Annotated in this window: 19 protein-coding genes, 1 tRNA gene and 1 pseudogene; 10 read left to right on the top strand and 11 right to left on the bottom strand. The window is 42.2% G+C overall.

Annotation, left to right across the window (positions count from 1 at the left end; all coding sequences use genetic code 11):
* Positions 1-200 precede the first annotated feature (200 nt).
* Positions 201-1,247 (top strand): tRNA (adenosine(37)-N6)-threonylcarbamoyltransferase complex transferase subunit TsaD, encoded by a 1,047-nt coding sequence (gene tsaD / locus HG267_RS22835; protein WP_045868121.1) that lies wholly within the window; start codon positions 201-203, stop codon positions 1,245-1,247.
* 87 nt (positions 1,248-1,334) lie between these two features.
* On the opposite strand, the gene HG267_RS22830 is transcribed toward tsaD, so the two are convergent.
* Together HG267_RS22830 and HG267_RS22825 are read right to left on the bottom strand one after the other, a co-directional pair.
* On the bottom strand, positions 1,335-2,243 hold the full coding sequence (locus HG267_RS22830) for an alpha/beta fold hydrolase (protein ID WP_045868120.1): 909 nt from the start codon (positions 2,241-2,243) through the stop codon (positions 1,335-1,337).
* A gap of 111 nt (positions 2,244-2,354) precedes the next feature.
* Positions 2,355-3,074: a hypothetical protein gene (locus HG267_RS22825; protein WP_045868119.1), complete on the bottom strand. Its 720-nt coding sequence runs from the start codon at positions 3,072-3,074 to the stop codon at positions 2,355-2,357.
* A gap of 491 nt (positions 3,075-3,565) precedes the next feature.
* Between HG267_RS22825 and HG267_RS22820 the strand changes: the two genes are divergently transcribed.
* The 6 genes and pseudogenes from HG267_RS22820 to HG267_RS22795 all read left to right on the top strand — a co-directional run bounded on the left by HG267_RS22820 (position 3,566) and on the right by HG267_RS22795 (position 9,064).
* A complete protein-coding gene (locus HG267_RS22820) occupies positions 3,566-4,093 on the top strand; it encodes a GNAT family N-acetyltransferase (protein WP_045868118.1) in 528 nt (175 codons plus the stop codon).
* 333 nt (positions 4,094-4,426) lie between these two features.
* Positions 4,427-4,500, top strand: a tRNA-Pro gene (locus HG267_RS22815).
* A gap of 659 nt (positions 4,501-5,159) precedes the next feature.
* Entirely contained in the window at positions 5,160-5,987 is an 828-nt protein-coding gene (locus tag HG267_RS22810; protein ID WP_045868117.1) for a Tic22 family protein, read from the top strand.
* Positions 5,988-5,996: 9 nt separating this feature from the next.
* Complete coding sequence (gene prmC / locus HG267_RS22805; RefSeq protein WP_045868116.1) at positions 5,997-6,920, top strand: peptide chain release factor N(5)-glutamine methyltransferase; 924 nt, start codon at positions 5,997-5,999, stop codon at positions 6,918-6,920.
* A gap of 300 nt (positions 6,921-7,220) precedes the next feature.
* Positions 7,221-7,805 carry an L-threonylcarbamoyladenylate synthase gene (locus HG267_RS22800; protein ID WP_045868115.1) on the top strand — a complete coding sequence of 195 codons (585 nt, stop codon included), beginning with the start codon at positions 7,221-7,223 and terminating at the stop codon, positions 7,803-7,805.
* Positions 7,806-8,116: 311 nt separating this feature from the next.
* Positions 8,117-9,064 (top strand): annotated as a pseudogene (locus tag HG267_RS22795) (sensor histidine kinase).
* Here the strand turns inward: HG267_RS22795 and HG267_RS22790 are convergent.
* The 9 genes from HG267_RS22790 to hemB all read right to left on the bottom strand — a co-directional run bounded on the left by HG267_RS22790 (position 9,006) and on the right by hemB (position 16,107).
* The gene (locus HG267_RS22790) at positions 9,006-9,473 is read right to left on the bottom strand and encodes a GNAT family N-acetyltransferase (RefSeq protein WP_045868114.1); all 468 of its coding nucleotides are present in this window, start codon (positions 9,471-9,473) and stop codon (positions 9,006-9,008) included. The pseudogene HG267_RS22795 and the gene HG267_RS22790 sit on opposite strands and share 59 nt — an antisense overlap.
* Positions 9,448-9,594 carry a hypothetical protein gene (locus HG267_RS22785; RefSeq protein WP_155538973.1) on the bottom strand — a complete coding sequence of 49 codons (147 nt, stop codon included), beginning with the start codon at positions 9,592-9,594 and terminating at the stop codon, positions 9,448-9,450. Before HG267_RS22785 ends, HG267_RS22790 begins: the two co-directional genes overlap by 26 nt.
* Before the next feature lie 208 nt (positions 9,595-9,802).
* Entirely contained in the window at positions 9,803-10,237 is a 435-nt protein-coding gene (locus HG267_RS22780; protein WP_045868113.1) for a hypothetical protein, read from the bottom strand.
* 198 nt (positions 10,238-10,435) lie between these two features.
* On the bottom strand, positions 10,436-11,404 hold the full coding sequence (secF, locus tag HG267_RS22775; RefSeq protein WP_045868112.1) for a protein translocase subunit SecF: 969 nt from the start codon (positions 11,402-11,404) through the stop codon (positions 10,436-10,438).
* On the bottom strand, positions 11,401-12,813 hold the full coding sequence (secD, locus tag HG267_RS22770) for a protein translocase subunit SecD (RefSeq protein ID WP_045868111.1): 1,413 nt from the start codon (positions 12,811-12,813) through the stop codon (positions 11,401-11,403). The genes secF and secD overlap by 4 nt, the downstream gene beginning before the upstream one ends.
* A gap of 209 nt (positions 12,814-13,022) precedes the next feature.
* On the bottom strand, positions 13,023-14,006 hold the full coding sequence (locus HG267_RS22765) for an alpha-ketoacid dehydrogenase subunit beta (RefSeq protein WP_045868110.1): 984 nt from the start codon (positions 14,004-14,006) through the stop codon (positions 13,023-13,025).
* 27 nt (positions 14,007-14,033) lie between these two features.
* Complete coding sequence (locus tag HG267_RS22760) at positions 14,034-14,267, bottom strand: hypothetical protein (RefSeq protein ID WP_045868109.1); 234 nt, start codon at positions 14,265-14,267, stop codon at positions 14,034-14,036.
* A 93-nt stretch (positions 14,268-14,360) separates the two neighbouring features.
* Complete coding sequence (locus tag HG267_RS22755) at positions 14,361-14,651, bottom strand: helix-turn-helix domain-containing protein (RefSeq protein WP_045868108.1); 291 nt, start codon at positions 14,649-14,651, stop codon at positions 14,361-14,363.
* A gap of 475 nt (positions 14,652-15,126) precedes the next feature.
* The gene (hemB, locus tag HG267_RS22750; RefSeq protein ID WP_045868107.1) at positions 15,127-16,107 is read right to left on the bottom strand and encodes a porphobilinogen synthase; all 981 of its coding nucleotides are present in this window, start codon (positions 16,105-16,107) and stop codon (positions 15,127-15,129) included.
* A gap of 989 nt (positions 16,108-17,096) precedes the next feature.
* On the opposite strand from hemB, the gene HG267_RS22745 reads away from it, so the two are divergent.
* The 3 genes from HG267_RS22745 to HG267_RS22735 all read left to right on the top strand — a co-directional run bounded on the left by HG267_RS22745 (position 17,097) and on the right by HG267_RS22735 (position 22,218).
* Positions 17,097-18,725 (top strand): peptide chain release factor 3, encoded by a 1,629-nt coding sequence (locus HG267_RS22745; protein WP_045868105.1) that lies wholly within the window; start codon positions 17,097-17,099, stop codon positions 18,723-18,725.
* Between the two features lie 94 nt (positions 18,726-18,819).
* On the top strand, positions 18,820-21,069 hold the full coding sequence (locus tag HG267_RS22740; RefSeq protein WP_045868104.1) for a zinc metalloprotease HtpX: 2,250 nt from the start codon (positions 18,820-18,822) through the stop codon (positions 21,067-21,069).
* Positions 21,070-21,714: 645 nt separating this feature from the next.
* Positions 21,715-22,218, top strand: coding sequence for an RNA recognition motif domain-containing protein (locus HG267_RS22735; RefSeq protein ID WP_045868103.1), 504 nt, complete (start codon positions 21,715-21,717; stop codon positions 22,216-22,218).
* Positions 22,219-22,351: the final 133 nt, after the last annotated feature.

Below are 22,351 nucleotides of genomic sequence, written 5' to 3'. Positions count from 1 at the left end.
TACTCTTGCCGGGGAACCGAGTAAAGTTTAAGTAAATAAAAGTTAAAGCTTCTCAACTAAGTTTCTATTGAGTTCTGAGTTCAGCGTGCCAACTGCCGAGTAAAATTTCGTAATATTTGAGCATATTCAAGGCTGATCACTGAACGCCAAAACCCAGGACTTTAGACTCCCCATTCAATACTCATAATTCTTGTGTCGCAATGGCAACCGTTTTAGCAATCGAAACTAGCTGTGATGAAACTGCCGTAGCAATTGTTAACAATCGTCATGTTTGTAGCAGCATCATAGCTTCTCAAATTCCCATCCATCAGCAGTATGGCGGAGTAGTACCAGAGGTAGCATCTCGCCAGCACCTAGAAACGATCAATTGGGCGATCGCGCAAGCGTTAGAGCAAAGCCAATTCAGCTGGGAGCAAATTGATGGCATAGCCGCCACCTGCGCCCCTGGACTTGTCGGCGCGCTGTTGGTAGGGTTAACTGCTGCCAAAACTTTAGCAATCATCCAAAAAAAGCCATTCTTGGGAGTTCACCATCTCGAAGGCCACATTTACGCAACTTACTTGAGCGAGCCAACTTTAAATCCCCCTTTCCTTAGCTTACTCGTTTCGGGAGGACATACAAGCTTGATTTATGTCAAGGATTGTGGTATTTACGAAACTCTGGGAGAAACCCGTGATGATGCGGCAGGAGAAGCTTTTGACAAAATAGCGCGGCTGTTAAAGCTGGGTTATCCAGGGGGGCCAGTAATTGATCAATTGGCACAGACAGGCAATCCTCAAGCCTTTGCTTTGCCAGAAGGCAAAGTTTCCCTCCCTGGCGGGGGATATCATCGCTATGACGGCAGTTTTAGCGGCTTGAAGACGGCTGTACTGCGGTTAGTGCAGCAATTAGAGAAGAATAATACTCCCATCCCTATCCCCGATGTTGCAGCCAGCTTTCAAGAAACTGTAGCGCGATCGCTTACCAAAAGAGCGATCGCCTGTGCCTTAGATTATGGACTCAGTACAATTGCTGTAGGCGGAGGTGTAGCAGCCAACAGTGGATTAAGAAAAAACTTACAAGCAGCAGCTGCCGAGCATAACTTGCGCGTCCTCTTCCCGCCCTTAAAATTTTGTACTGATAACGCTGCCATGATTGCCTGTGCTGCCGCCGAACATTTATCGCGAGGGCATACCTCTCCCCTAACGCTAGGCGTAGAATCTAGGTTATCGCTGGCTCAGGTGATGAAGTTGTATCAACAAGGTTAGTGGGCATGGGGCATTGGGCATTGGGCATTGGGCATCGGGTATAAGTTATTACTCTCCTGCTTCCTCTCCTCCCCTGCTCCCTCATCCCTAGGCTCCAACAATTGAGCTAATATGACTAGCCACCGCGTCTGGCTGTTCTAACATTGCCAAATGACCGCAATCAGGAATTTCTATCACATTGTCTCCAGAGTATTGGAATAGCTTATGAAAGCTAGCTAGGTGGCGAACATACTTGGGTTCCATAACTTTGTCATTGGTTCCCGTTAAGAAATAAACTGGCTGCTTCAGTTGGGAGACTAATTGTGGTAAGCGGTTAACTTCTTCTTCGGTGGTCGAATCTAACAGCGATCCTAAAGCTGCTTCTGGATCGGCTACGACAAAATCAATCACGCGCTGACGTGCCCAATAACGCTCTAAAGGACGCGCTACACTGGCTCTGGTAAACAGCAAATCAATCAAAGGTATTTGTGATAGCCAGCGAGGACGCATCTGTAAAAATCGCTGCCCAGCCGAACGAAACTGCTCAAAGGATTCCTTGAGATAAATACCACCACCGGCATTGATACAGATGACTCCCTGAATACAATCAGGCATTTGTGCTGCTGCCCAAAGAGCGATCGTCCCACCTAAAGAGTGGCCGATCAGCCAAGCACTGGTAATATTTAGCTGCTGCAACAGAACTGCTAAATCTTGAGCGTAGGCAGATGGAGTATATAGAGGATCGAAGCTGGAGCCAACTGGATTACTGGGAGTGGGAGGTAGATTTATAGAAATTTGTTCCCGATTAAAGTCTGTTTCTGGTTGGGACTGCGATTCGCCAAAACCCCGTAAATCGTAAGACAAGCACTGAAAATCTAATGACAGCCGCGAAATAACAGGCTGCCAGTATCCACGGCTATTTAGCCAACCGTGGATAAAAACTAAAGTATGAGGGCAAGAGGTGGGAGCTGTTAATTCGTATGCGTGGGGAACGCCCAAGATTTCGATGGTTGCCATACTTAATATCGTACCTTTAAGGGCGGGTACGACTAAATACGCAATGCTACAGGATGAAGGAGAAACGCCAAAGTAGAAAAATTTTCTCCTGCTTAATTAATAATTCTTAATTTATTTACCTAATAACCGGTGCCGGACTCCTTCAGCAATTTTGTGACCTAAATATTCGGGAATCAAGCTTTCGTTGGGGCCCAGCAAATACAGAATCAGCCTTGTACGTCCACGCCAAACTAGTAAGTTGGCGTTGACTACCAACAGGTCTTCCTGCCAGATGGCGTACATGACTTTGTAGAATAATCCCGGTTGGTTATCAGCCTCAATAACTAGGGCTGGGAGATGAAAAACCGGATCGACATAAAATTCTGTCTGTACTAAATCTAAGCCGCTATCGAGATTGAATTCTACAGCCAGCATTTCTTCTACCTCAAACCGTCCTCCTAATGCCTCGCGAATTGCTCGACAGACATTATCAGCGGTTTTTTCGGTCAAAGCTTTGCTACCGCGAGACACTAGCAGCTTGATAAAAACTAGCATCGGCGCTCGAATTTGCCCGTATAAGCTCAAACCGTGGATTGTTAGCCCATAAGCCGCCAGCACGCCAAAAATATCGCTGAGGAGAAAAGACTGGTTACGGTAGGCAAAATGTAGGGCACTTTTACTACCTTCCGGTTTCAACTCGATTACGGCGCGTCTGGTTTTATAGAGACGGTAGGCTAATCGTAGGTTTTGTAGTTGAATTTCACTACTAACAAACTGTTCATAAAACTGGGGAAACGCTCGGTTAAAGCGCTTTAGAAGTTCAAGTGTGGAAGATTTTAAACCAGAAGCCATCTTTGGTGTAAGACTCGCAAGATAAGTCAACAAGAGACTGGGGACTAGAAACTGGGGCTAGGAAAAGAGAGATTAACAATGGGCACTAAGGACTGGGTAACTCCACGAAATAAATGCGCTGGATAGAAATCAGTACGCCTCAAGTGTTGCAGTATACGGTTACCTATAATTTTTCTCCATATATATAAAGATAGGCGCTGGCGACTAATTATTTGCCCATTTCTCATACTCAGTCATTAATCCTTATATAAAATTCACTCTACTTATCTTTCCCTTTTGGTGAATTTCTCCTAGCTTTGCAACAAAATGCTAAAGTTGAAAATGATTGGTGCGAAACACGCCCTAGCAGAGTGTTGCCATTGAGCATCCGCAAAACACCAAAATAACCTTGAGTGTGAGGGATACTAGATGGTACTGGCTTTGTGAAACGTGAATCACCACTTTATTTATAGTGGTAACCAATTCAGTTATACTACCCGAACCGCGTTGGCATGGGTTTTTGGAAAACTTGGTTTAGTACTTCTGAATCTACTGCGGCAACCAGAACAGGTGCCTTTGAAGAGATGAGTGCGGATGTGATGGGCAACTCTAGCCCCAGTAGCGATCGCATCGTCTTTAGCACAGAGCGAGAGATTGACTTGTATGAACTCGAAGAACTCTGTGATGCCGTTGGTTGGTCGCGTCGTCCGTTGCGAAAAGTTAAAAAAGCTATTGAGCATAGTTTTCTCGTCGCCACCATGTGGCAGGTACGAGGAAACCAAAGGCGGCTCATTGGTTTTGCTCGCGCTACTTCCGATCATGCTTTTAATGCCACAATCTGGGATGTGGTAGTTCACCCAGACTTTCAAGGGAAAGGACTGGGGAAAGCGTTGATGAAATATGTCCTCAAAAAACTCAGAAGCGAAGAGATTAGCAATGTGACTCTCTTTGCTGACCCCCATGTAGTCGATTTTTATCGGACTATGGGTTTTATGGCCGACCCAGAAGGTATAAAAGGTATGTTCTGGTATCCTCATTAAATCTTTTAGAGAAATCACCAACTTGCCACTCTAATTTAGTTAATATAGGCAGAATCTTCTAAAAATTAGTTTTAAAGGTTTATTTGGGATGCCAGCAACTACCTTGATGGTTAAGCTTGGTTGGCGTTAATTATTATTTATGGGTGCTAAAAGCTGGTAGAATCTAGATTATTGGCAGATGCAGAAAAAAGTTAGCAAATATCTGCTAAGTCTGATATAATCAGCATAGTGCTTTGCTCATCTAGCAAATTGATTAGTAAACTTTGGTAGTTGTTCAATGCTCAAGCTACTTTTTTAGAATGCGATCACGCAACTGAAAGATAGATTCACTAACGGGATGTAGCGCAGCTTGGTAGCGCGCCTGCTTTGGGAGCAGGATGCCGCAGGTTCAAATCCTGTCATCCCGATTGGAATTAAATTCAAAAAACCGTAGTTCCATAAGTAGAGCTACGGTTTTTTAATTATTGAATAAGAAAAATCGATGATTGATTGGGGGTTTGTTTTGTCGAATATATGTGCTGCTAAATTAGATATTTTTTCGGAGAAGTGTAATTTAGCTTTGTTGCTCTTAGGCTATTGTGTGAGCGATTGTAGACTAAATTGTCAGTTTAGGAGCTAGTTATCTAGAGCCTGAATATTATACATAGCTAGATAAATTTCAGTAGATTTGAAATTAAAGGCAATTGGAACGATTCACTATATAATGTCGTCATTTATAGCAGGGTAAAGAAAATCAAATGACATTTAGCGCTGAAATAATTTGAGCAATTTATCCAGTCTGGATCGCACCATATAATAAGCATCTACGGCATTTTCTGCCCAAGAGCAAAAATAGCCTAGTTAACATTGAGTAAGCAGCATTTAAGCATCATCAATAGGTGAAGGCGATCCTGTAGCAATCCTAAATTATTGGAGAATATTACTTTTTGAGGGTTGTCTATTTACATGCAATAGATAGCAGCAATTTTTCACATTTTTAAGGGATTGCTATATAACTAAAACAAGTTGGTTTTGCAAATCCAACTGTTTGCTTGAAAGAATTAAATTGTTGACACGAGGAGTAGTCATGAAATCATTGGTTCGCTGGGGCGCAACATTAGGTCTAGTCGGCAGTACACTCCTAGGATCAGTCTTTGCAGGCAATATACCAGTGCTGGCATTGTCTGAACAGCAAATAAAAGACAAGTTAGATTCCGTACCTGTGTATTTGGTGACGAATGACAAAGGTTTACCCCTCAGCCGTCCTTTACCAGAAAACCAAAACGGACAAAAACCTGGTGGCTCAGTGACAGGAGTTTACTTGAGCAGACAAGAAGCCCAAAAATTTATCAACGATTTGCGAAATACCAAAGAAAAAGATCCGAAAATTCAAGACATGCTTAAAAGTCTCCAGGTGACAGCAGTGCCTCTGGGGGTAATTTATCAGCAATTACAACAAAGCAAAAACCAACCCAACCGTCTTTTATTTGCCTTTAAACCTGTAGATCAGGAAATCCAAGGGGCAATGGACTTGCTACGCCAAAGCGGTCAAAAAGTAGATCAATTTAAGAGTGTGCCGATTTTCGCGGTGAGATTTGCGCCAGATCAAGGATATGTACCGATTAAACTGACTGCTAACGAACAGCAGTTGATTCCTTTGTTTTTAAGTAAGCAAGACGCACAGGGTTTATTAAGCCAAGTCAAGCCAAAATATCCCAAGGCTGATATTCAGGTGATTGATGTAGACGGAGTCATTAAAACATTACAGGATAAAAACGATCCTTGGCTGAATCAAGTTGTTTTAGTGCCATCTCCAGAATCTAGAGAATATATCAAGACTCTGCCTAGAGATAATAATGCCAATGCACCCAAGGCTCCCGCGCGGAACAATACACAAGCTCCCAAGCCTCGATAACCTGAAAGCATGACGGATACACAGCCAAAAGTAATTTCTGGTTTACAACTTTGGCAGTGGCGACAGAAGGCAATTCAAGCTGCGATCGCCACAGATGTTTCAGTAGCGGAAGTTGATTGGCTGCTACAAGAGATAGCTGGTTTAGATCGCTTGGCACTTCGTTTGGAATCGTACAAAAATTGGCCTCAAATTCAACTGGAGTTGTCTTTAGAAGATTTGGATCGATTGTGGCAAAGGCGGTTACACGATCGCTTGCCAGTACAGTACATCGCAGGAGTTACACCTTGGCGACAGTTTAAAATTGCCGTATCGAGCGCAGTTTTGATTCCCCGGCCAGAAACGGAATGCTTAATTGATTTAGCTGTAACAGCAGCTGCAACTAGTGGGACTATCCCATCATTAACAAAAGGACATTGGGTGGACTTAGGTACTGGTAGTGGAGCGATCGCTCTCGGACTAGCAAGTGTCTTTCCAGAGTCAACCATTCACGCTGTGGATTACAGTCCTGAAGCTTTGGCGATCGCAGCGGCAAATGCCCAAAAATTAGGTTTTGCCAACCAAATTAGGTTTTATCAAGGTTCCTGGTGGGAGCCACTAACACCGATGAAAGGTCAGTTTAGTGGTATGGTATCGAATCCGCCTTATATTCCTACCAGTGCCTTACCTACCCTACAACCAGAAGTAATTCGCCATGAACCACATTTAGCTTTAGATGGTGGTGGTGATGGCTTAGATTGCATCCGCCATTTAATTGAAATCTCTCCTAGCTATTTACGGCCTGGTGGCGTATGGCTAATTGAGATGATGGCAGGACAGGCTGATAACGTGCGAGAAATTTTGCAAAATCACGGTAGCTATAAAAATATTCAAATTCACTCTGATTTAGAGGGAATTGAACGTTTTGCCTTAGCTTACCTTAAGGATGAAGGGTGAAAGGCGTAAAATTGGAGGTCTTAGCCTCTGATTGCTTGTTTAAGTTTGGGGTTAAAGGGAAAAGGGTAAGGGGAAAAGGTAAAGAACAGCCTTTCACCTTTCCCTTTCGCTTTTTATGAAATCCAATTCTGAGTTTGCGACACATCAATAATATTCTTGAGCGACACATCAATAATATTCTTGAGGGCAAGGCAGTGCCTTGCCCCTACTGTCGCATTTTTTTCAAAATTGGTATAAAAAATGCAAGCATTTGTACCATAGCCTCATAATATTTATGAGTTTTCATCCTTCATACTTCCGATGACACAAGTTTCTTTGGCTGAACTGGTAACTGGCGCACGTGCTGGCAATTTAGTTAGCTTTCCTACAGATACGGTTCCTGCACTAGCAACGTTACCAGAAAAAGCGGCTTTAATATTTGCAGCTAAACAGCGCAGTCAAGATAAACCGTTGATTTTAATGGCGGCTAGCGGAGCAGATTTGTGGACTTATGTGCAGGGAAGCGATCGCGAATATCAAATTTGGCAAGAATTAACAGCTAAATATTGGCCTGGGGGTCTAACTTTGGTTTTACCAGCTTCTGTTTTAGTACCAAAGGAGATGAACCCTACAGACCCTACCACAATCGGAATTAGAGTACCAGCAAGTGCGATCGCCCAACAAATTTTGGCGCAAACAGGCCCTATGGCTACCACCAGCGCTAATCTTTCTGGACAGCCACCTTTGCAGACGATGGCAGAAATTGACGCTCAGTTTCCCGAAGCTTTGACTTTAATCGCCACAGAATTTCAAACGGAAGTCTCAGCAATGGGTGTACCTTCTACAGTGGCTAAATGGACGGGGACAAGTTGGCAAATTTTGCGGCAAGGTACGATCAAGTTATAGCTGTATCAACAAGTTAGCTATCTCTTTATACTTGAAGGAAAAAGGGTAAGGGTGAAAAGGAAAGAAAAAACCTTTACCCTTTTCCCTTTCACCAAATTCAATTTGTATTACTTCTAGGTACAGTCTGGTTTAAATTGGCAACTGCCATAACTTTTTAGGGTATGGTATTTTTGTTTACCACTATTGCTCTGTCACAGTTTTTCTCACTTCTGCAAAACATCGGCAATTTTACCGTTATGAATCATGAGAACTAGGAACTTGATTTTGAGCCTTTGCGATCAAAAAATAAAGCTGAACAACTGCTAAATATTATGGATTGGATTAATTGGGTATATTTAGGATCGGGGCTGGTGTTGGGTATAAGTGTGCGGTGGTTATTTCCCAAATCTACCAACGCTAGAACTAGCACTCAGGTAATAGAAACAACACAACCACAGCATTTTCCACAGCTACAGCAAACACAACTCGCATACGAAATGGCAAAGGAGATGAGCCAGTTTAAAGCGGGTTTTTTAGCGCGGACTACCCATGAATTGCGATCGCCTCTCAATGGGTTAATTGGTTTACATCAGTTAATTTTGTCTGATTTATGCGAAAATCCAGAAGAAGAGCGATAATTTGTAGCTCAGGCTCACGAAAGAGCGCTCAAGTTGCTCAAATTGATGGATGAAGTTCTCAATGTTGCCAGAGTTGAGCATGGAACCAATAAATTAGATATTCAACCTCTATCACTCAAAGAAGTTTTACAAGAAGTTGATAAATTAATTTATATGCTGGCGGCGAATCGTAACTTTAAGTTGCAAGTGTCGCCGCCAGATCCAGGAATTTATGTTTTGGCAGATCCTCGGTGGCTACGCCAAGTTTTAATTAGCTTAGTAGACACCAGTATTTCTCAAATGGAAGAAGGCGGAATCTCCATTTCTAGTAGTCTTTCACCTAGTAAGGATTCTGTATATATTTGGCTAGATGTGCCAACTCATACTCTACCTGGGAGCGAGTCTATAGATTTTATCAAATCGATAGATTTTTTGGATTCGCCAGACAAAGCTATTTGTAACAAAACAGAGAGTTCTACATTATCTCCAGGAATGAGGCTCTTACTCAATCAAACCTTGTTAGAAGAGATGGGAGGAAAGTTGGAAATTGTGCCATTTCCAACCAATCAAGCAGAAATTCCCGAAATTACTAGGTTGCAGGTATCTATCCCCCTCGTAATTCCTGAAGCTGAATTTCCCCAGTCGGTAGAGAATCAAGATTAGCTTGGTTATATAGCACCATAGTGGTAGTTGTATTGCGCTGAAAACCAATCTTTTCGTAGAAACCTTGCTGGTGAGTAGTCATGAGATAAACACGCTCAACCCTCATCCGAGGATGACTCAAGATAGTTTCTACTAATTTGCTTCCTAATCCCGTACCACGATAGTCTGGATGAATGACAACATCCCAAATTGTGGCGCGATAAATTCCATCGGAAGTGGCGCGAGCAAAGCCAACGAGTCGGTTTCCATCACATACAGAAATTACTGGTTCGCTGTTGCTAATCGCTATACTCAAATCTTCAATACTACGTTCTCTAGCCCAAAAGGCGCAGAGATTAAATAGCTGTTGCAGTTGTTCTAGATCAATTTCAGACTTGCGATCGCTAAATTGAATTTGAGGATAGTTCATGTACAACACCCGATTTAGCAGTATTTTGACTACCGATTATTTCAATTTTTACAGATTTTGCCACAGATGAATCTGCTATTTTTACGCTATCATCTCTAGCGATCGCACTCATGTTTTTCATTAGTGCAGCCTCGAATCACCAAAGCAAAAAAGATTTTTTGATTTTAATATAGAAATTTAAAATCAGCACTAAACGCTATTGATTTATCGAATATAAACAAAGTAAAACCAAATTAATTTCAATCCTAGACTTACCCTGATAGTAATTAATTTCAAATCAGCCAATTTTAAATTTTTGCTAGAGACTTACTCATCTTGCTCAAGAATTTTTAATCTTTAATTTCTCGCTTAGTCTGACAAACCCACTTCCATAAAGGATGACTTTGTCCCTGCTGACGGATGCGAAAAACTTGCTTTTCTAAACGTTGCTTTTCTGGTTCTGGTAGCCCTATTAAAATATTTCGACTTTGCCAAATTAAAACAGAAGCTGTCATGGCAATACAAAATGCTAAACCAATTGTAGCCAGTGGATGGTATACAAGACCGTATCGCACTGCTACCCAGGTAAAGTATTGTCTCCAAAGGGCAATTTCTGATTGTAAATTCCACAAGGAAATAGGTGCGATTGTGAGCCATAAACAAGCCACAAACAACCACCTTCCGTATACTGTCAATTGATGTAGTCTTTGGACTTGTTGCCCAAAAACTGGGTCAGAATTATCAAAATTATTGCCACTCATTGGTGGTTGTTCTGAGTGTTCCATATCCTGTAAAACTGCAAGGTTTGGGTTGTACCAAATTGGAATTTAGAATTTGATATTTTTGATTACTAACACTGATTTTGATTGTGTTTCACTGAATTTTAATTTTTTAATCTTCAGTGATATGCATTAATCTCAAATCTCAAATCTAAATCCAAAATTGTTCGACCCAAGTTATGAACATAAACCAGCTTAACTCTATTAAGAACTGGCGGAGGTATCAGTTGCATTAGCAGTTGCTACTGCTACAGATTGACCTGTACGTTCTCGCCACCAAGCTAATAGAGTACTGGCAATGAAAATGCTCGAATAAGCTCCCATTGTGAAGCCAATAATTAAAGCTAGGGAGAAATTTCTTAAAGTTTCTCCGCCAAACAGAAAGATAGCCAGTAATGTCAACAATACGGTTAGGGTTGTATTAAGTGACCTGGTTAAAGTTTGATTAACCGCATCATCGACAATCTCAGCAATTGGTCTATCTGGATGAACTTTGATAGTTTCGCGAATGCGATCGTAAATTACGACTGTGTCATTCACAGAAAAACCTGTAATTGTCAGCAAGGCGACGATGAATAAGCTATCTGCTTCAATGCCTAATAGCAAACCCAAAATTGAAAAAGACCCAACGGTAATTAAAATATCGTGGAATAGAGCAACGATCGCAAAAATGGCAAAGTCCCATTGAAAGCGGAAGGCCATGTAAACGGTGATTCCCACGAAGGACACAACCAAAGCCAGAACCCCAGAGCGAAATAACTCTGCTCCCAAAGTCGGCCCAACAGAGTCAATTTGGTTTTTTTGCGGATCAAATTCACCAACTTTTTCACTTAAGGTATTGCGTAATTTGGTACGCTGATCCGCATCCAGGTTTTTTGTCCGAATTAAGATACCGTTCTCACCAACTATTTGGATACTGCTATCACCTAGCCCTTGTGCTTTGGCGACATCCCGCACTACACCAATATCAATTGGTTTATCGCAGTTACTTGGTTTTGTACAGTCGCGTTCAAATTGCAACCGCGTACCACCAACAAAATCTAAGCCAGGGCGTAGGGGTGCATGGATATTAGGGTTTTGCCAAGAAATCACCATTGAGATGATACCGCTGAGGATAAAGGCAGCGGAAATAGCCCACCATAGCGATCGCGATTTATTAACAGTCAGTTTCATTGTGCGACCTCTGCCTTATTCGCAACTGGTACGTTAGGACAGTATAGTTCTGTCTTCCGTAAGGATTGAATGGAAATTGCCAAAAACAACAATGTGCGACTACAGGTAATTGCAGTAAACATACTCACTGCTACCCCTAAAGCTAGAGTTAAGGCAAAGCCTTTGACTAAGCCAGAACCTAGCCAAAACAGAGCAGCACAAGCAATCCATGTTGTGACGTTGCTATCTAAAATACTCGAAAATGCTCGGTAAAAACCAGATTCTACAGAACGATACAATGATTTACCTGCACGTAGTTCTTCTCTGGTACGCTCAAAAATCAGTACGTTAGCATCAACCGCCATCCCAATACTGAGGATAAAACCAGCAATTCCCGGCAAAGTCAAGGTTACACCCAGCAACGCAAAACACGCCCAAGTTAACAAAGAGTAAATTACTAATGAAATATCCGCAATTAGCCCTGGTAGTCGATAGTACACAACCATAAATATGAGTACTAAAGTCAAACCCCCAAGCCCAGCATAGATGCTGCTTTGAATACTATCTTTACCTAAGGTAGCCCCGACTGTCCGTCTTTCAGCAATTTCTACTGGTACAGGTAATGCGCCACCACGTAGCTGTACGCCTAAGTCATTGGCTTGTTGAGCAGTAAACCTACCTGTAATGACCGCAGAACCACCAGTAATCCCTGTAGCTGCGAATTCAGGGCCGACACTAGGAGAACTAATCAATTCATTATCGAGAAAAATGCCAATACCGCGCCCTGTCCCAGCAAGGCTTTTGGTTAATTCAGCAAACAGTTCACCACCTTTTGGTTTGAAGCGGAGAGCAACATTCCAGTTGTTACCTTGGGTGGGTTCACCATAGGCATTTTCCAGATATTGACCACTCAGAGGTGGATCGGTACTTTCAAACAATTCTGCGATCGCTTGATTATTTTTCTGCAACTCTTCTTGATTTTTAGCGATCGCAGCAGCATCATTGCTGGTTCTCAATTCCTGTTGCTTGGCTTTTAATTCTGCCCTAGATGCTTGATAAGCAAACAGTTGAGGTTCTGTACCAGATTTTTGTTTGCGAAATTCTAACTGTGCTGTACCACCAAGTACTCGTTCTGCTTGTTCTGGATCGTTAACCCCAGGCAGTTGTACTAGAATCTTGTCTGTACCTACAGTTTGAATTACTGGTTCAGAAACGCCAAGTCCGTTAATCCGTCCTTCAACAACTTTCTTCACCCCTTCCAATTCTTTTTCGGTGATTTGCTTAATTTCTGGGGTAGTTTTTACCTGAATTGTAAGCTGTGAACCACCCCGCAAATCTAACCCCAGAGGAATAGGGATTGTGAAAATCACCGCAAAAGCGGCGATAATCAACACTACAATTAAAGCTAATAGCGATCGCTGTCTCTGCATACCATAACCATCACTCGCAACTGACAAAGGCTATAATAGCGCTCTTTTTAATAGTTATGAGTTATTGGTTATTAGTAAGAATTATTACTGGAATGGGGCATAGGGCATTGGGCATAGGGCATTGGTAATGGGTAATGGGTAATTGGTAATTGCTGTTTGTTCTCTTTCCCCTTTCCCCTTTCCCTTTACCCAAGTCCCCTACTCCCAACCTAAACTCGCATAGCCACCATTTTTTCTACGGCTTCTACAATTTGTTCTGGCTGAACAATGGTTAGACGCTCTAGATTACCGTTGTATGGTGTGGGAATATCTTGAGATGAAAGGCGTAGTACAGGCGCATCCAATTCATCAAATAAGCGGTCATTAATAGAAGCTATGACTTCTGCGCCAATACCTGCTGTCCGCATCGCTTCTTCTACGACAATCACGCGATGGGTTTTGCGAATAGATGCACCGATGGTATCAAAATCTAATGGTTTCAGTGATATTAAATCAATGACTTCTGGGTCGTAACCTTTTTTTTCTAAAGTTTTCACGGCTTGTAATACATGATGGCGCATCCGTGAATAAGTAAGAATTGTGACATCTTGACCACGACGCACAACTTCGGCTTTATCTAAAGGAAGTAAATATTCTTCTGATGGCAGGTCTTCTTTTAAGTTGTAAAGCAGAACATGTTCAAAGAACAGTACTGGGTTATCATCGCGAATTGCTGATTTCAGAAGTCCTTTAGCGTTATAAGGTGTAGAACACGCAACAATTTTTAATCCAGGAACAGCTTGAAAGTAAGTTTCTAGCCGTTGTGAATGTTCTGCACCTAGCTGTCTACCAACACCACCAGGGCCACGAATTACCATTGGAATTTTAAAATTCCCGCCGGAAGTATAGCGTAACATCCCAGCGTTATTAGAGATTTGGTTAAAGGCTAGCAGCAAAAAACCCATATTCATACCTTCGATGATGGGTCTTAACCCAGTCATCGCAGCTCCCACAGCCAAGCCAGTAAAGCTATTTTCGGCGATAGGGGTGTCAAGAACTCTTAGTTCACCATACTTTTTGTAAAGGTCTTTGGTAACTTTGTAGGAACCACCATAGTGTCCGACATCTTCCCCAAGAACAAATACATTAGAATCACGCGCCATTTCTTCGTCAATGGCTTCACGGAGGGCGTTGAAGAAAAGAGTTTCTGCCATTTAAACCTTGTATTCACAATTATTGTTTTAGAATCTTATCGCGCCACCGTTGGCAAATACCGTGAGCGATCGCACTACTTGGAAATTTTGGCATAAGGCATAGGGCATTGGGTATGGGGCACCGAAATTTAGACAGGTATTATATCTCCCTGTCTCCCTTAGTTTGAAAGTGCTGAGTGCTGAGGAGCCAGTGCGTTGGGCGGCTCTGCCGACTTCAAGCAACTGGCGTTGCTGAGTAAAAATCCCCGCCTCGACTTTCATGCAAGGCTTGTGAAAATTTTTTCATTGGGACTGCTTCCTTCTCCCCAGTCCCTGATCCCCAGTCCCCAGTCCCCAGTCCCCAGTCCCTAACTACTACAAACTGGCAAGCGAATCAGTGACTTGAGCTACCACTGCGTCTGGAAAGCGTTTTGGTCTTCCTGGTTTGCGTTTATGCCTCTGGTTTATGGACTTTTCACTAGCTGCTGCCAATTCTTCAGGTGTGCATTTAAACAAACGCAAAGCATCTAAATATTTCTTTGGTGTCATTGTGGGTTCAGTCCGCCCAGCTTCCCAGTTGCGAACACTGGTTTCACTGATTGCAAGCCTGAAGGCAACCTCAGCACGGCTAAGACCAGCACGTTCTCTCAGGACTTGCATATCCATAATCCCATGCTCCTATTGAATAATTTACATTCTGTTTATTAAATCAATTGACATAAAATATCAATTGTTAGCATTTTATTAACTATATACTTTATAAGCGATCGCTTACTTCTATGGCAAACGCCGCAACCCTTTATTTCTGTAATAACCCGTAAGAAATATTTGATAGAAATTTTAAATATCCGTAGAATAGCGTATAAAAATTAGCTTTAAAAAAATACTTCCTGATTTTGACAAAAGCAAAATCAATACTTTAGTTTTTGGACAAAATCCTACAACCAATACATGAGGTAGAAAAGCAAAGGTTTGCACCCTTATAAATAATTAATGTATTCTCAAAATTTGGGAAATTGATCATAGCTATCGAAACAATAATCTCACGCTCAGACACCAAGACACTCAAATACCATTTGCGCCTTTGTACCTGTGCATGAGATTTTGAATAAAAGATGAGTTTTTACATCAATTGTGCAGCTTACTTTAACCAGCGTGCCGCATCTTTGGCGTGGTAAGTCAAAATTAAATCAGCGCCAGCACGTTTAAAGCCAGTTAAAGTTTCCATCACTACACGCTGTTCATCAATCCAACCATTGAGAGCAGCAGCTTTAATCATGGAATACTCACCGGAAACGTTATAAGCTGCAACAGGAAGGTTGCTAGCTTCCTTAACACGCCAAATAATATCCATGTATGCTAAGGCTGGCTTCACCATCAGCATATCAGCGCCTTCTGCGATATCAAGTTCAATTTCTTTAATCGCTTCGCGGGAGTTACCAGGGTCCATTTGGTAAGTTCTTCTATCACCAAATTGCGGTGTAGAATCCGCCGCATCCCGGAATGGGCCATAATAAGCCGAAGCATACTTAGCCGCATAAGATAAAATTGGTGTATCTTGGAATCCCGCTTCATCTAAACCCGCACGAATTGCTTGCACAAAGCCATCCATCATTCCTGAAGGCGCAATAATATCAGCACCAGCTTTGGCTTGAGATACTGCTGTTTTTTTCAGTAATTCTAAAGTAGGGTCATTTAAAACTCTTCCCGTTAAATCACCTACTTGTAAGTAACCGCAATGACCATGACTTGTATATTCACACAGACAAGTATCAGCCACCACAATTAAATCTGGTACTGCTTCCTTCACCGCAGTAGCTGCTTTTTGCACAATACCGCAATCATGCCAAGCGCCAGTAGCATCTACATCTTTATCGGCGGGAATACCAAATAGAATGATGGCGGGAATTCCTAAGTCGTAAACTTCCTTTGCCTCTTCAACAATTTTGTCTACCGACAGCTGGTAAACTCCAGGCATGGATTTGACTTCGTTAGCAATTCCTTCACCTGGTACCGCAAAAAGTGGGTAAATCAAATCACTTGTTGATAAAACAGTTTCTCGTACCATCCGGCGCAGTTGGGGATGTGTACGCAGACGGCGGGGGCGGTGAGTTGGAAACATAAAGTTTTATGAAGAATTACAACGCAAATAGACACAATAGAAAGCGTCACAAAAGCAAGGAAAAACCTTACTTATTTAGGACAGACTACCAGCAGTGCTTAACTGTCCTTTGCCCTACTGTTGATGAAGCTGTGGGGCAATTTCGTATTGTACAGCGTGATAGACATCACTTCGACGCACTGCAAAAAAAACCTGATAAAAATCCCCCAAAATTAATTGCAGAAATTTGGTAATGAGTAGTGCAAAAACTAATGTTTCTCAACTATAAATATTCTCAATTACTTAATGACTGCTGCGGAATTACCAAGTACCATAATTAGCGCGAAACAACCTCTGCAACTGAACGCCTAACGGTATGGTTAATCTGGGTTGCCAAATAGCAGCACTATTGCCCAAAACTATAATTAGCCCCCAGTTTAGTAGATACCCTTTACCTATGAGGGGAACAATCTCAAGGTTACTGAAAGTAGTACTGCAATCTATTCTTCCATAAAGCTATACATTAAAGAAGAAATTAATAGATTCTTTGGCATTTTTTGTGAATCCTATTTGCAGACTGGGATTGAAAAAATAAAAATTTTTATTAATTAGTTGTGTACAAATTGGCGCTTTTACCCTTTGAATTTTAGAAATATTAGGCACAAATCAAAAACATAAATGACACAAAAAATGCATCCTTCTCTGGGTACATAGTTGATCGTGAGTAATTTTTATCGAGGATGTGTGTTTGATATGCAAAAAATCACCCTTCACTCTATTGCTACTAGTCTGCCAAAGTTGTTTTGACAGGCGGGGGAAAGGCTAAAGGTTTTAAACCCTTCCCCTTTTCCCGTTCGCCAATCTACACCTGTCAATATTTGTGTGTGGAACTACTACTGCTTCCCAATTCCTCGTACCCGATCGCGTGCATCGTTGTTCTAAGATGAAAAGACTCACCAATCTTGAAAAAAAATTAAGTTAAGTTAACTAAAGAGCAAACAATTACACTTATGTCAACTGAACTCAACTCAGATCTGCATCAGGCTGTTGAACTTCGCCGCAACTTTGCGATTATTTCACACCCCGACGCAGGTAAAACTACACTGACCGAAAAACTTCTGTTATACGGAGGTGCGATTCACGAAGCTGGTGCAGTCAAAGCCCGCCGGGCCCAGCGTAAAGCCACCTCAGACTGGATGGCGATGGAACAGCAACGGGGTATTTCGATTACATCTACAGTATTGCAATTTGAATATCGTAGCTGTTATATCAACTTATTAGATACTCCTGGACACCAAGATTTCAGTGAAGATACGTACCGGACGCTGGCTGCTGCCGATAATGCAGTGATGCTGATTGATGTGGCAAAAGGCTTGGAACCCCAAACTCGCAAGCTATTTGAAGTTTGTAAGTTGCGCGGTATCCCCATTTTTACCTTTGTAAATAAACTCGACCGTCCCGGGCGCGAACCCCTGGAATTATTAGACGAAATCGAGCAAGAATTGGGATTGCAAACCTATGCAGTCAACTGGCCGATTGGCATGGGCGATCGCTTTAAAGGTGTATTTGACCGCCAAAATCAACAAATTCACTTATTTGAACGTAGCGCTCACGGTAGCAGAGAAGCGAAAGATACAATAGTTGATTTGGGTGATGCCAAAATTGAGGAACTGCTGGAACAGGATCTCTATTACCAACTGAAAAACGATTTAGAACTCTTAGAAGGAGTCGGGCCGGAACTAGATTTAGATTTGGTGCATCAAGGAAAAATGACACCAGTATTCTTCGGTAGTGCCATGACCAACTTTGGGGTAGAGCTATTCTTGAAGCACTTCTTGGATTATGCCTTGAAACCAGGAACTCATAATAGTAGCGTTGGTGAAGTTCCCCCTACGTATCCCGAGTTTTCTGGCTTTGTCTTCAAACTCCAGGCTAACATGGACCCGAAGCACCGCGATCGCGTGGCGTTTATTCGCGTCTGCACGGGTAAGTTTGAAAAAGATATGACGGTGACTCACGCCCGCACAGGCAAAATCGTCCGTCTGTCTCGCCCACAAAAACTTTTCGCCCAAGAGCGAGAATCAATTGATGTCGCTTTTCCAGGCGATGTCATCGGTTTAAATAATCCTGGGGTTTTTGCGATCGGCGACACTATTTACACTGGGCAAAAGCTCGAATATGAAGGAATTCCTTATTTTTCACCGGAATTGTTTGCGACTTTAAGGAACCCCAACCCTTCCAAGTTTAAGCAATTTCAAAAAGGAATTTCGGAATTACGGGAAGAAGGTGCAGTACAAATTATGTACTCCACTGACGAAGCCAAACGCGATCCAATTTTAGCGGCGGTGGGTCAGTTGCAGTTCGAGGTAGTGCAGTTCCGCTTACAAAATGAGTATGGTGTAGAAACCATATTAGACTTGCTACCTTATAGCGTCGCCCGTTGGGTGGAAGGCGGTTGGGAAGCATTGAATGAGGTGGGGCGAATATTCAATACCACCACAGTCAAAGACAATATGGGACGACCAGTATTGCTTTTCCGTAATGAATGGAATTGCCAACAGTTACAGGGAGATCATCCCAAGTTAAAATTAAGCGCGATCGCTCCGGTGTATTCTACTCAGCAATCAGTGGAGGGATAATTCCGGACGCAAGCTATGAGCTGGGGAATCTAAACATTATGCGCTTGAGCATAAACGTGGATCAGTTAGAACAGATGGGAGTGCCAGAAATTCTATGCCTTCACATGCCGAATCGTCTTTGGAGGCTGGTTTAGTTGCTCTAAAACAGGGAAATTATCCCACAGCGATCGCTCACCTGGAACCTGTGGCCAATAGCCAGCAAGATGGCAAAACTGGCTTACAGGCGCAGGTGGGCTTGGTTATGGCTTATGCGCGCAGTGGCCAAGTCCCCAAAGCGATCGCTGTGTGTAACAATCTGATTGTGAGTCCAAATCCGCAGGTTCAAGAGTGGGCAGAACGTGCTCTTGAGCATTTAAAAAAGCACCAACAACGTAAAAAGACCTCATCCAAAAATTCTGCAACTGGATTTGTTGCTTTTGATCATTCTCATAAACCAGATGCTGCGCCTGTAAATACTGCATCACCACAGCAGACCAAAAATTCAGGGGTGAAAGCCACGAATCATGCGGGCACTACATCAACTTTACCAGCCAGTGGTATTAAAAATACCAATGTAGACACCATGATGGGAGCCAATTATATTGGTTCTCTCCATCGCCCACAACCTAAATTATTCACTATCTATTGGCGACACGCAGGCCGGGCAAAAGTTTGGCAACCCCTACATAAGCTAAATTTAATTCCTTTAAAATTACTGGCTACTGGCACATTTTTCGCTCTATTTTGGGTGATGCGGGAAATGCTGAAGCTGGTAATGGGTTTAATAAATCAGATTTTAGTTAAACTACCTTATTTAGAGCCTTGGCAATTTTTATATCGCGATCCAACTGTGGTTGTCATGGCGGTATTAGTGATAGCGCTGGCTTTATCACCTTGGTTGCTAGATCGGTTACTCACAAATTTTTATGGCCAGCAAGAATTACCCAAGGAGCAGTTAAATAATCGCAGTCGGGAAGCAATTCGGGTATTACAACGTTCTTGTCAACAGAAAGGCTGGCCATTTCCTAAACTGCGAATTTTGCCAATGGCTGCTCCTATTGCTCTGACCTATGGTAATTTAGCTCGCAATGCTCGGATAGTCATCAGTCAAGGGCTATTAGATCAACTAGCTGATGATGAAATTGCCGTTATTTACGCCACGCAGTTAGGGCATATCATCCACAAAGATTTTATGGTGATGTCTCTGATATTGCTAGTGACCGTGATTGTCCACAAAATATATCAGAGTATATCGGAGTGGGGCAACAGCATCTCATCGGCATTTGGGCGCTGGCCTGCTAGAGTCTTAGCTAGTCTTACTTATGGGATTTGGTGTCTACTGACTGGCATAGCTTTGTGGTTGTCGAAGTTGCGGCTTTATTATAGCGATCGCGCCGCCTCGGAAATTACTGGTAATCCCAATGCTTTAACCCGCGCCTTATTGAAAATTGCTATTGGTGTAGCTGGTGATATTTCCCACAAAGAACAAACTAGTTGGCAGTTAGAAAGCTTGAATCTGGTAGCACCTGTGAGTTATCAGCAAAGTATTTCTTTAGGTAGTCTAGCTGGTCAAGTTCCTTTTACATCATTATTGATGTGGGATAATTTCAATCCCCATCGTCACTGGTTCACTATTAATAATAGTCATCCTTTAATAGGCGATCGCATTCAACGCCTTAGTAAAATTGCCCGCCACTGGCATTTGGAACCAGAATTACATCTGATCAACGAGCAATCCTTAAGACCGAAAAAGCATCCTTTCTTTTTACAAATTGCTCCTTGGTTGGGTATTCCCTTCGGTTTTTTGTTTGCAGGTCTGATCTGGTTAGGTTGGCAGATCGCATTTGCACTCAAAATTTTAAACCTCAAATGGATCTATGAGGATTGGTCTTTTGTCTCAGGTTGTTTGCTGATTGGCTTTAGTATCGGTATGGTGATCCGCATGAATTCTTTCTTCCCAGATATCCAACCCCAAGCTTTACAAACTGACGATCGCTTACCCAGCCTTTTAGCTAACCCTTCAGCTATCCCCATCGATAGTATCAATGTGTGCCTTGCAGGTAAGCTCTTAGGTCGTCCAGGAATCAGCAATTCTCTTGCACAAGACTTAATTTTGCAAACCAACATCGGGTTAGTGAAATTGCACCACATTCCCTGGCTGGGACAATCCATCAATCCTCAAGACTTCATTGGTAGGCAAATTACAGTTACAGGCTGGTTCCGGCGTGGCGCAACCCCCTGGATTGATATCCAAACCATGCAAACCCAAAACGGTCAAACCGTTAACAGCGCTCATCCTATTTGGTCTACCATCATCGCAGTAGCAGCCCAAGCATGGGGCGCTTTCATCTTCCTCAGAGGCTAGGAGCTAGAGAAGAGGAAGCAAAGGGGACAAGAAATACAAATTCCCAATGCCCCATCCCAAAAATGTTACAAAAATTTGCAATTTTCGCCAGCAGGTGTTACATTTATTTACATAAACATTTCTAATTTATATAACTCGGCACTCCAGCTTAGTTATTTATCACCAACGCTTGCGCCAATCTATCTTTGTAATTCTCCCAACACAGCAGTAAATCAACCAGCCATCGGCTGGTTTTTGTTTCCTAATATTTACCTGTTGAGAAAAAATTGTATTTTATGTTACGATTCGATTACAAGAATATGCCAGAAATGTGTGCGCTGAACTAGCTACGTAGAAAATACCGTGATAATGTAAGGGATGGTGTTTAATTCTGCGAACAGGGGCACAAGAAAACGTTTACTTTAGCAGACAGTAAACTATTAAATTTACAATTCTTATAACTAAGGTGGTATTTAATTGAGCTTCGTTTGTTCTTTGGCATTAAACAAGCTTGACCCCGACGAAAAATTGTATTGTATAGGTTGACAGTTTTGAGTAAAAAAATTGGTTTATGGCAGTCTTGGGAAATAGCATATATTTGAAAGCCAAAGCCAAGTGATTGTTTTCTCATTTTGCCTTGTTCATTCAACTCTGGAGGTATAGTTCATGTCTGTTCGCCTATATATAGGCAATTTGCCAAAAGAAGAAATAGATCGTCAAGAACTGCAAGCAGTTTTCGCGGCTGAAGGTGATGCTGTCACCACAAAATTAATTAAAGACCGGAAAACAGGCAAATGCCGTGGATTCGGCTTTCTCACAGTGAATAATGATGAACAAGCCGATCAAATTATTGAAAAGTATAATGGTCAATTGTTCAAAGACACTGCCATCAAGTTAGAGAAGGCATTACCACGCACTAAGGGCGACGAAGGTGACGAGCAAGCACCCAAAGCTGCTCAAAGCGCTGGTAGCAGTAATCCTGCTCCTGTTACCCACAAAGAAAGCAACCGTCGCGACAAATCTTCTAAGAAGTCTCGTCGTGGTGGTGCGGCTAGTGGCGGACGCGAAACGACTACAACATCTGACTCAGATGCTATTCGTCCAGATCCCCGTTGGGCTTCTGAATTAGAAAAGCTGAAGCAGATGCTAGCTGCACAAACTACAAATTAATCTTGATGCAAAAGCAATTAAAAATTAAAAATCAGAATTTTTTTGATTTTTAATTTTTAATTTTTTACTAGCAGGAAAACCAAAGCAAAAAATTTACAACATTATATAGCAAGTTACCTGTGAAGTAACTAAA

It is taken from the genome of Tolypothrix sp. PCC 7601, from assembly GCF_025677855.1.
GTDB lineage: Bacteria > Cyanobacteriota > Cyanobacteriia > Cyanobacteriales > Nostocaceae > Aulosira > Aulosira diplosiphon.
The sequence above is the reverse complement of the archived record's forward strand: the minus strand, read 5'-3'. Positions and strand labels throughout refer to the sequence as shown.

Excerpts from the sequence above, each read along its gene's own strand:
- HG267_RS22830 (WP_045868120.1), bottom strand. The coding sequence starts at position 2,243 with ATGGCAACCATCGAAATCTTGGGCGTTCCCCACGCATACGAATTAACA.
- HG267_RS22810 (WP_045868117.1), top strand. The coding sequence starts at position 5,160 with ATGAAATCATTGGTTCGCTGGGGCGCAACATTAGGTCTAGTCGGCAGT.
- HG267_RS22780 (WP_045868113.1), bottom strand. The coding sequence starts at position 10,237 with ATGGAACACTCAGAACAACCACCAATGAGTGGCAATAATTTTGATAAT.
- HG267_RS22800 (WP_045868115.1), top strand. The coding sequence starts at position 7,221 with ATGACACAAGTTTCTTTGGCTGAACTGGTAACTGGCGCACGTGCTGGC.
- tsaD (WP_045868121.1), top strand. The coding sequence starts at position 201 with ATGGCAACCGTTTTAGCAATCGAAACTAGCTGTGATGAAACTGCCGTA.
- secD (WP_045868111.1), bottom strand. The coding sequence starts at position 12,813 with ATGCAGAGACAGCGATCGCTATTAGCTTTAATTGTAGTGTTGATTATC.
- HG267_RS22765 (WP_045868110.1), bottom strand. The coding sequence starts at position 14,006 with ATGGCAGAAACTCTTTTCTTCAACGCCCTCCGTGAAGCCATTGACGAA.
- HG267_RS22820 (WP_045868118.1), top strand. The coding sequence starts at position 3,566 with ATGGGTTTTTGGAAAACTTGGTTTAGTACTTCTGAATCTACTGCGGCA.
- HG267_RS22735 (WP_045868103.1), top strand. The coding sequence starts at position 21,715 with ATGTCTGTTCGCCTATATATAGGCAATTTGCCAAAAGAAGAAATAGAT.
- HG267_RS22755 (WP_045868108.1), bottom strand. The coding sequence starts at position 14,651 with ATGGATATGCAAGTCCTGAGAGAACGTGCTGGTCTTAGCCGTGCTGAG.
- prmC (WP_045868116.1), top strand. The coding sequence starts at position 5,997 with ATGACGGATACACAGCCAAAAGTAATTTCTGGTTTACAACTTTGGCAG.
- HG267_RS22825 (WP_045868119.1), bottom strand. The coding sequence starts at position 3,074 with ATGGCTTCTGGTTTAAAATCTTCCACACTTGAACTTCTAAAGCGCTTT.
- HG267_RS22760 (WP_045868109.1), bottom strand. The coding sequence starts at position 14,267 with ATGAAAGTCGAGGCGGGGATTTTTACTCAGCAACGCCAGTTGCTTGAA.
- HG267_RS22790 (WP_045868114.1), bottom strand. The coding sequence starts at position 9,473 with ATGAACTATCCTCAAATTCAATTTAGCGATCGCAAGTCTGAAATTGAT.
- HG267_RS22745 (WP_045868105.1), top strand. The coding sequence starts at position 17,097 with ATGTCAACTGAACTCAACTCAGATCTGCATCAGGCTGTTGAACTTCGC.
- hemB (WP_045868107.1), bottom strand. The coding sequence starts at position 16,107 with ATGTTTCCAACTCACCGCCCCCGCCGTCTGCGTACACATCCCCAACTG.
- HG267_RS22740 (WP_045868104.1), top strand. The coding sequence starts at position 18,820 with ATGCCTTCACATGCCGAATCGTCTTTGGAGGCTGGTTTAGTTGCTCTA.
- HG267_RS22785 (WP_155538973.1), bottom strand. The coding sequence starts at position 9,594 with ATGAAAAACATGAGTGCGATCGCTAGAGATGATAGCGTAAAAATAGCA.
- secF (WP_045868112.1), bottom strand. The coding sequence starts at position 11,404 with ATGAAACTGACTGTTAATAAATCGCGATCGCTATGGTGGGCTATTTCC.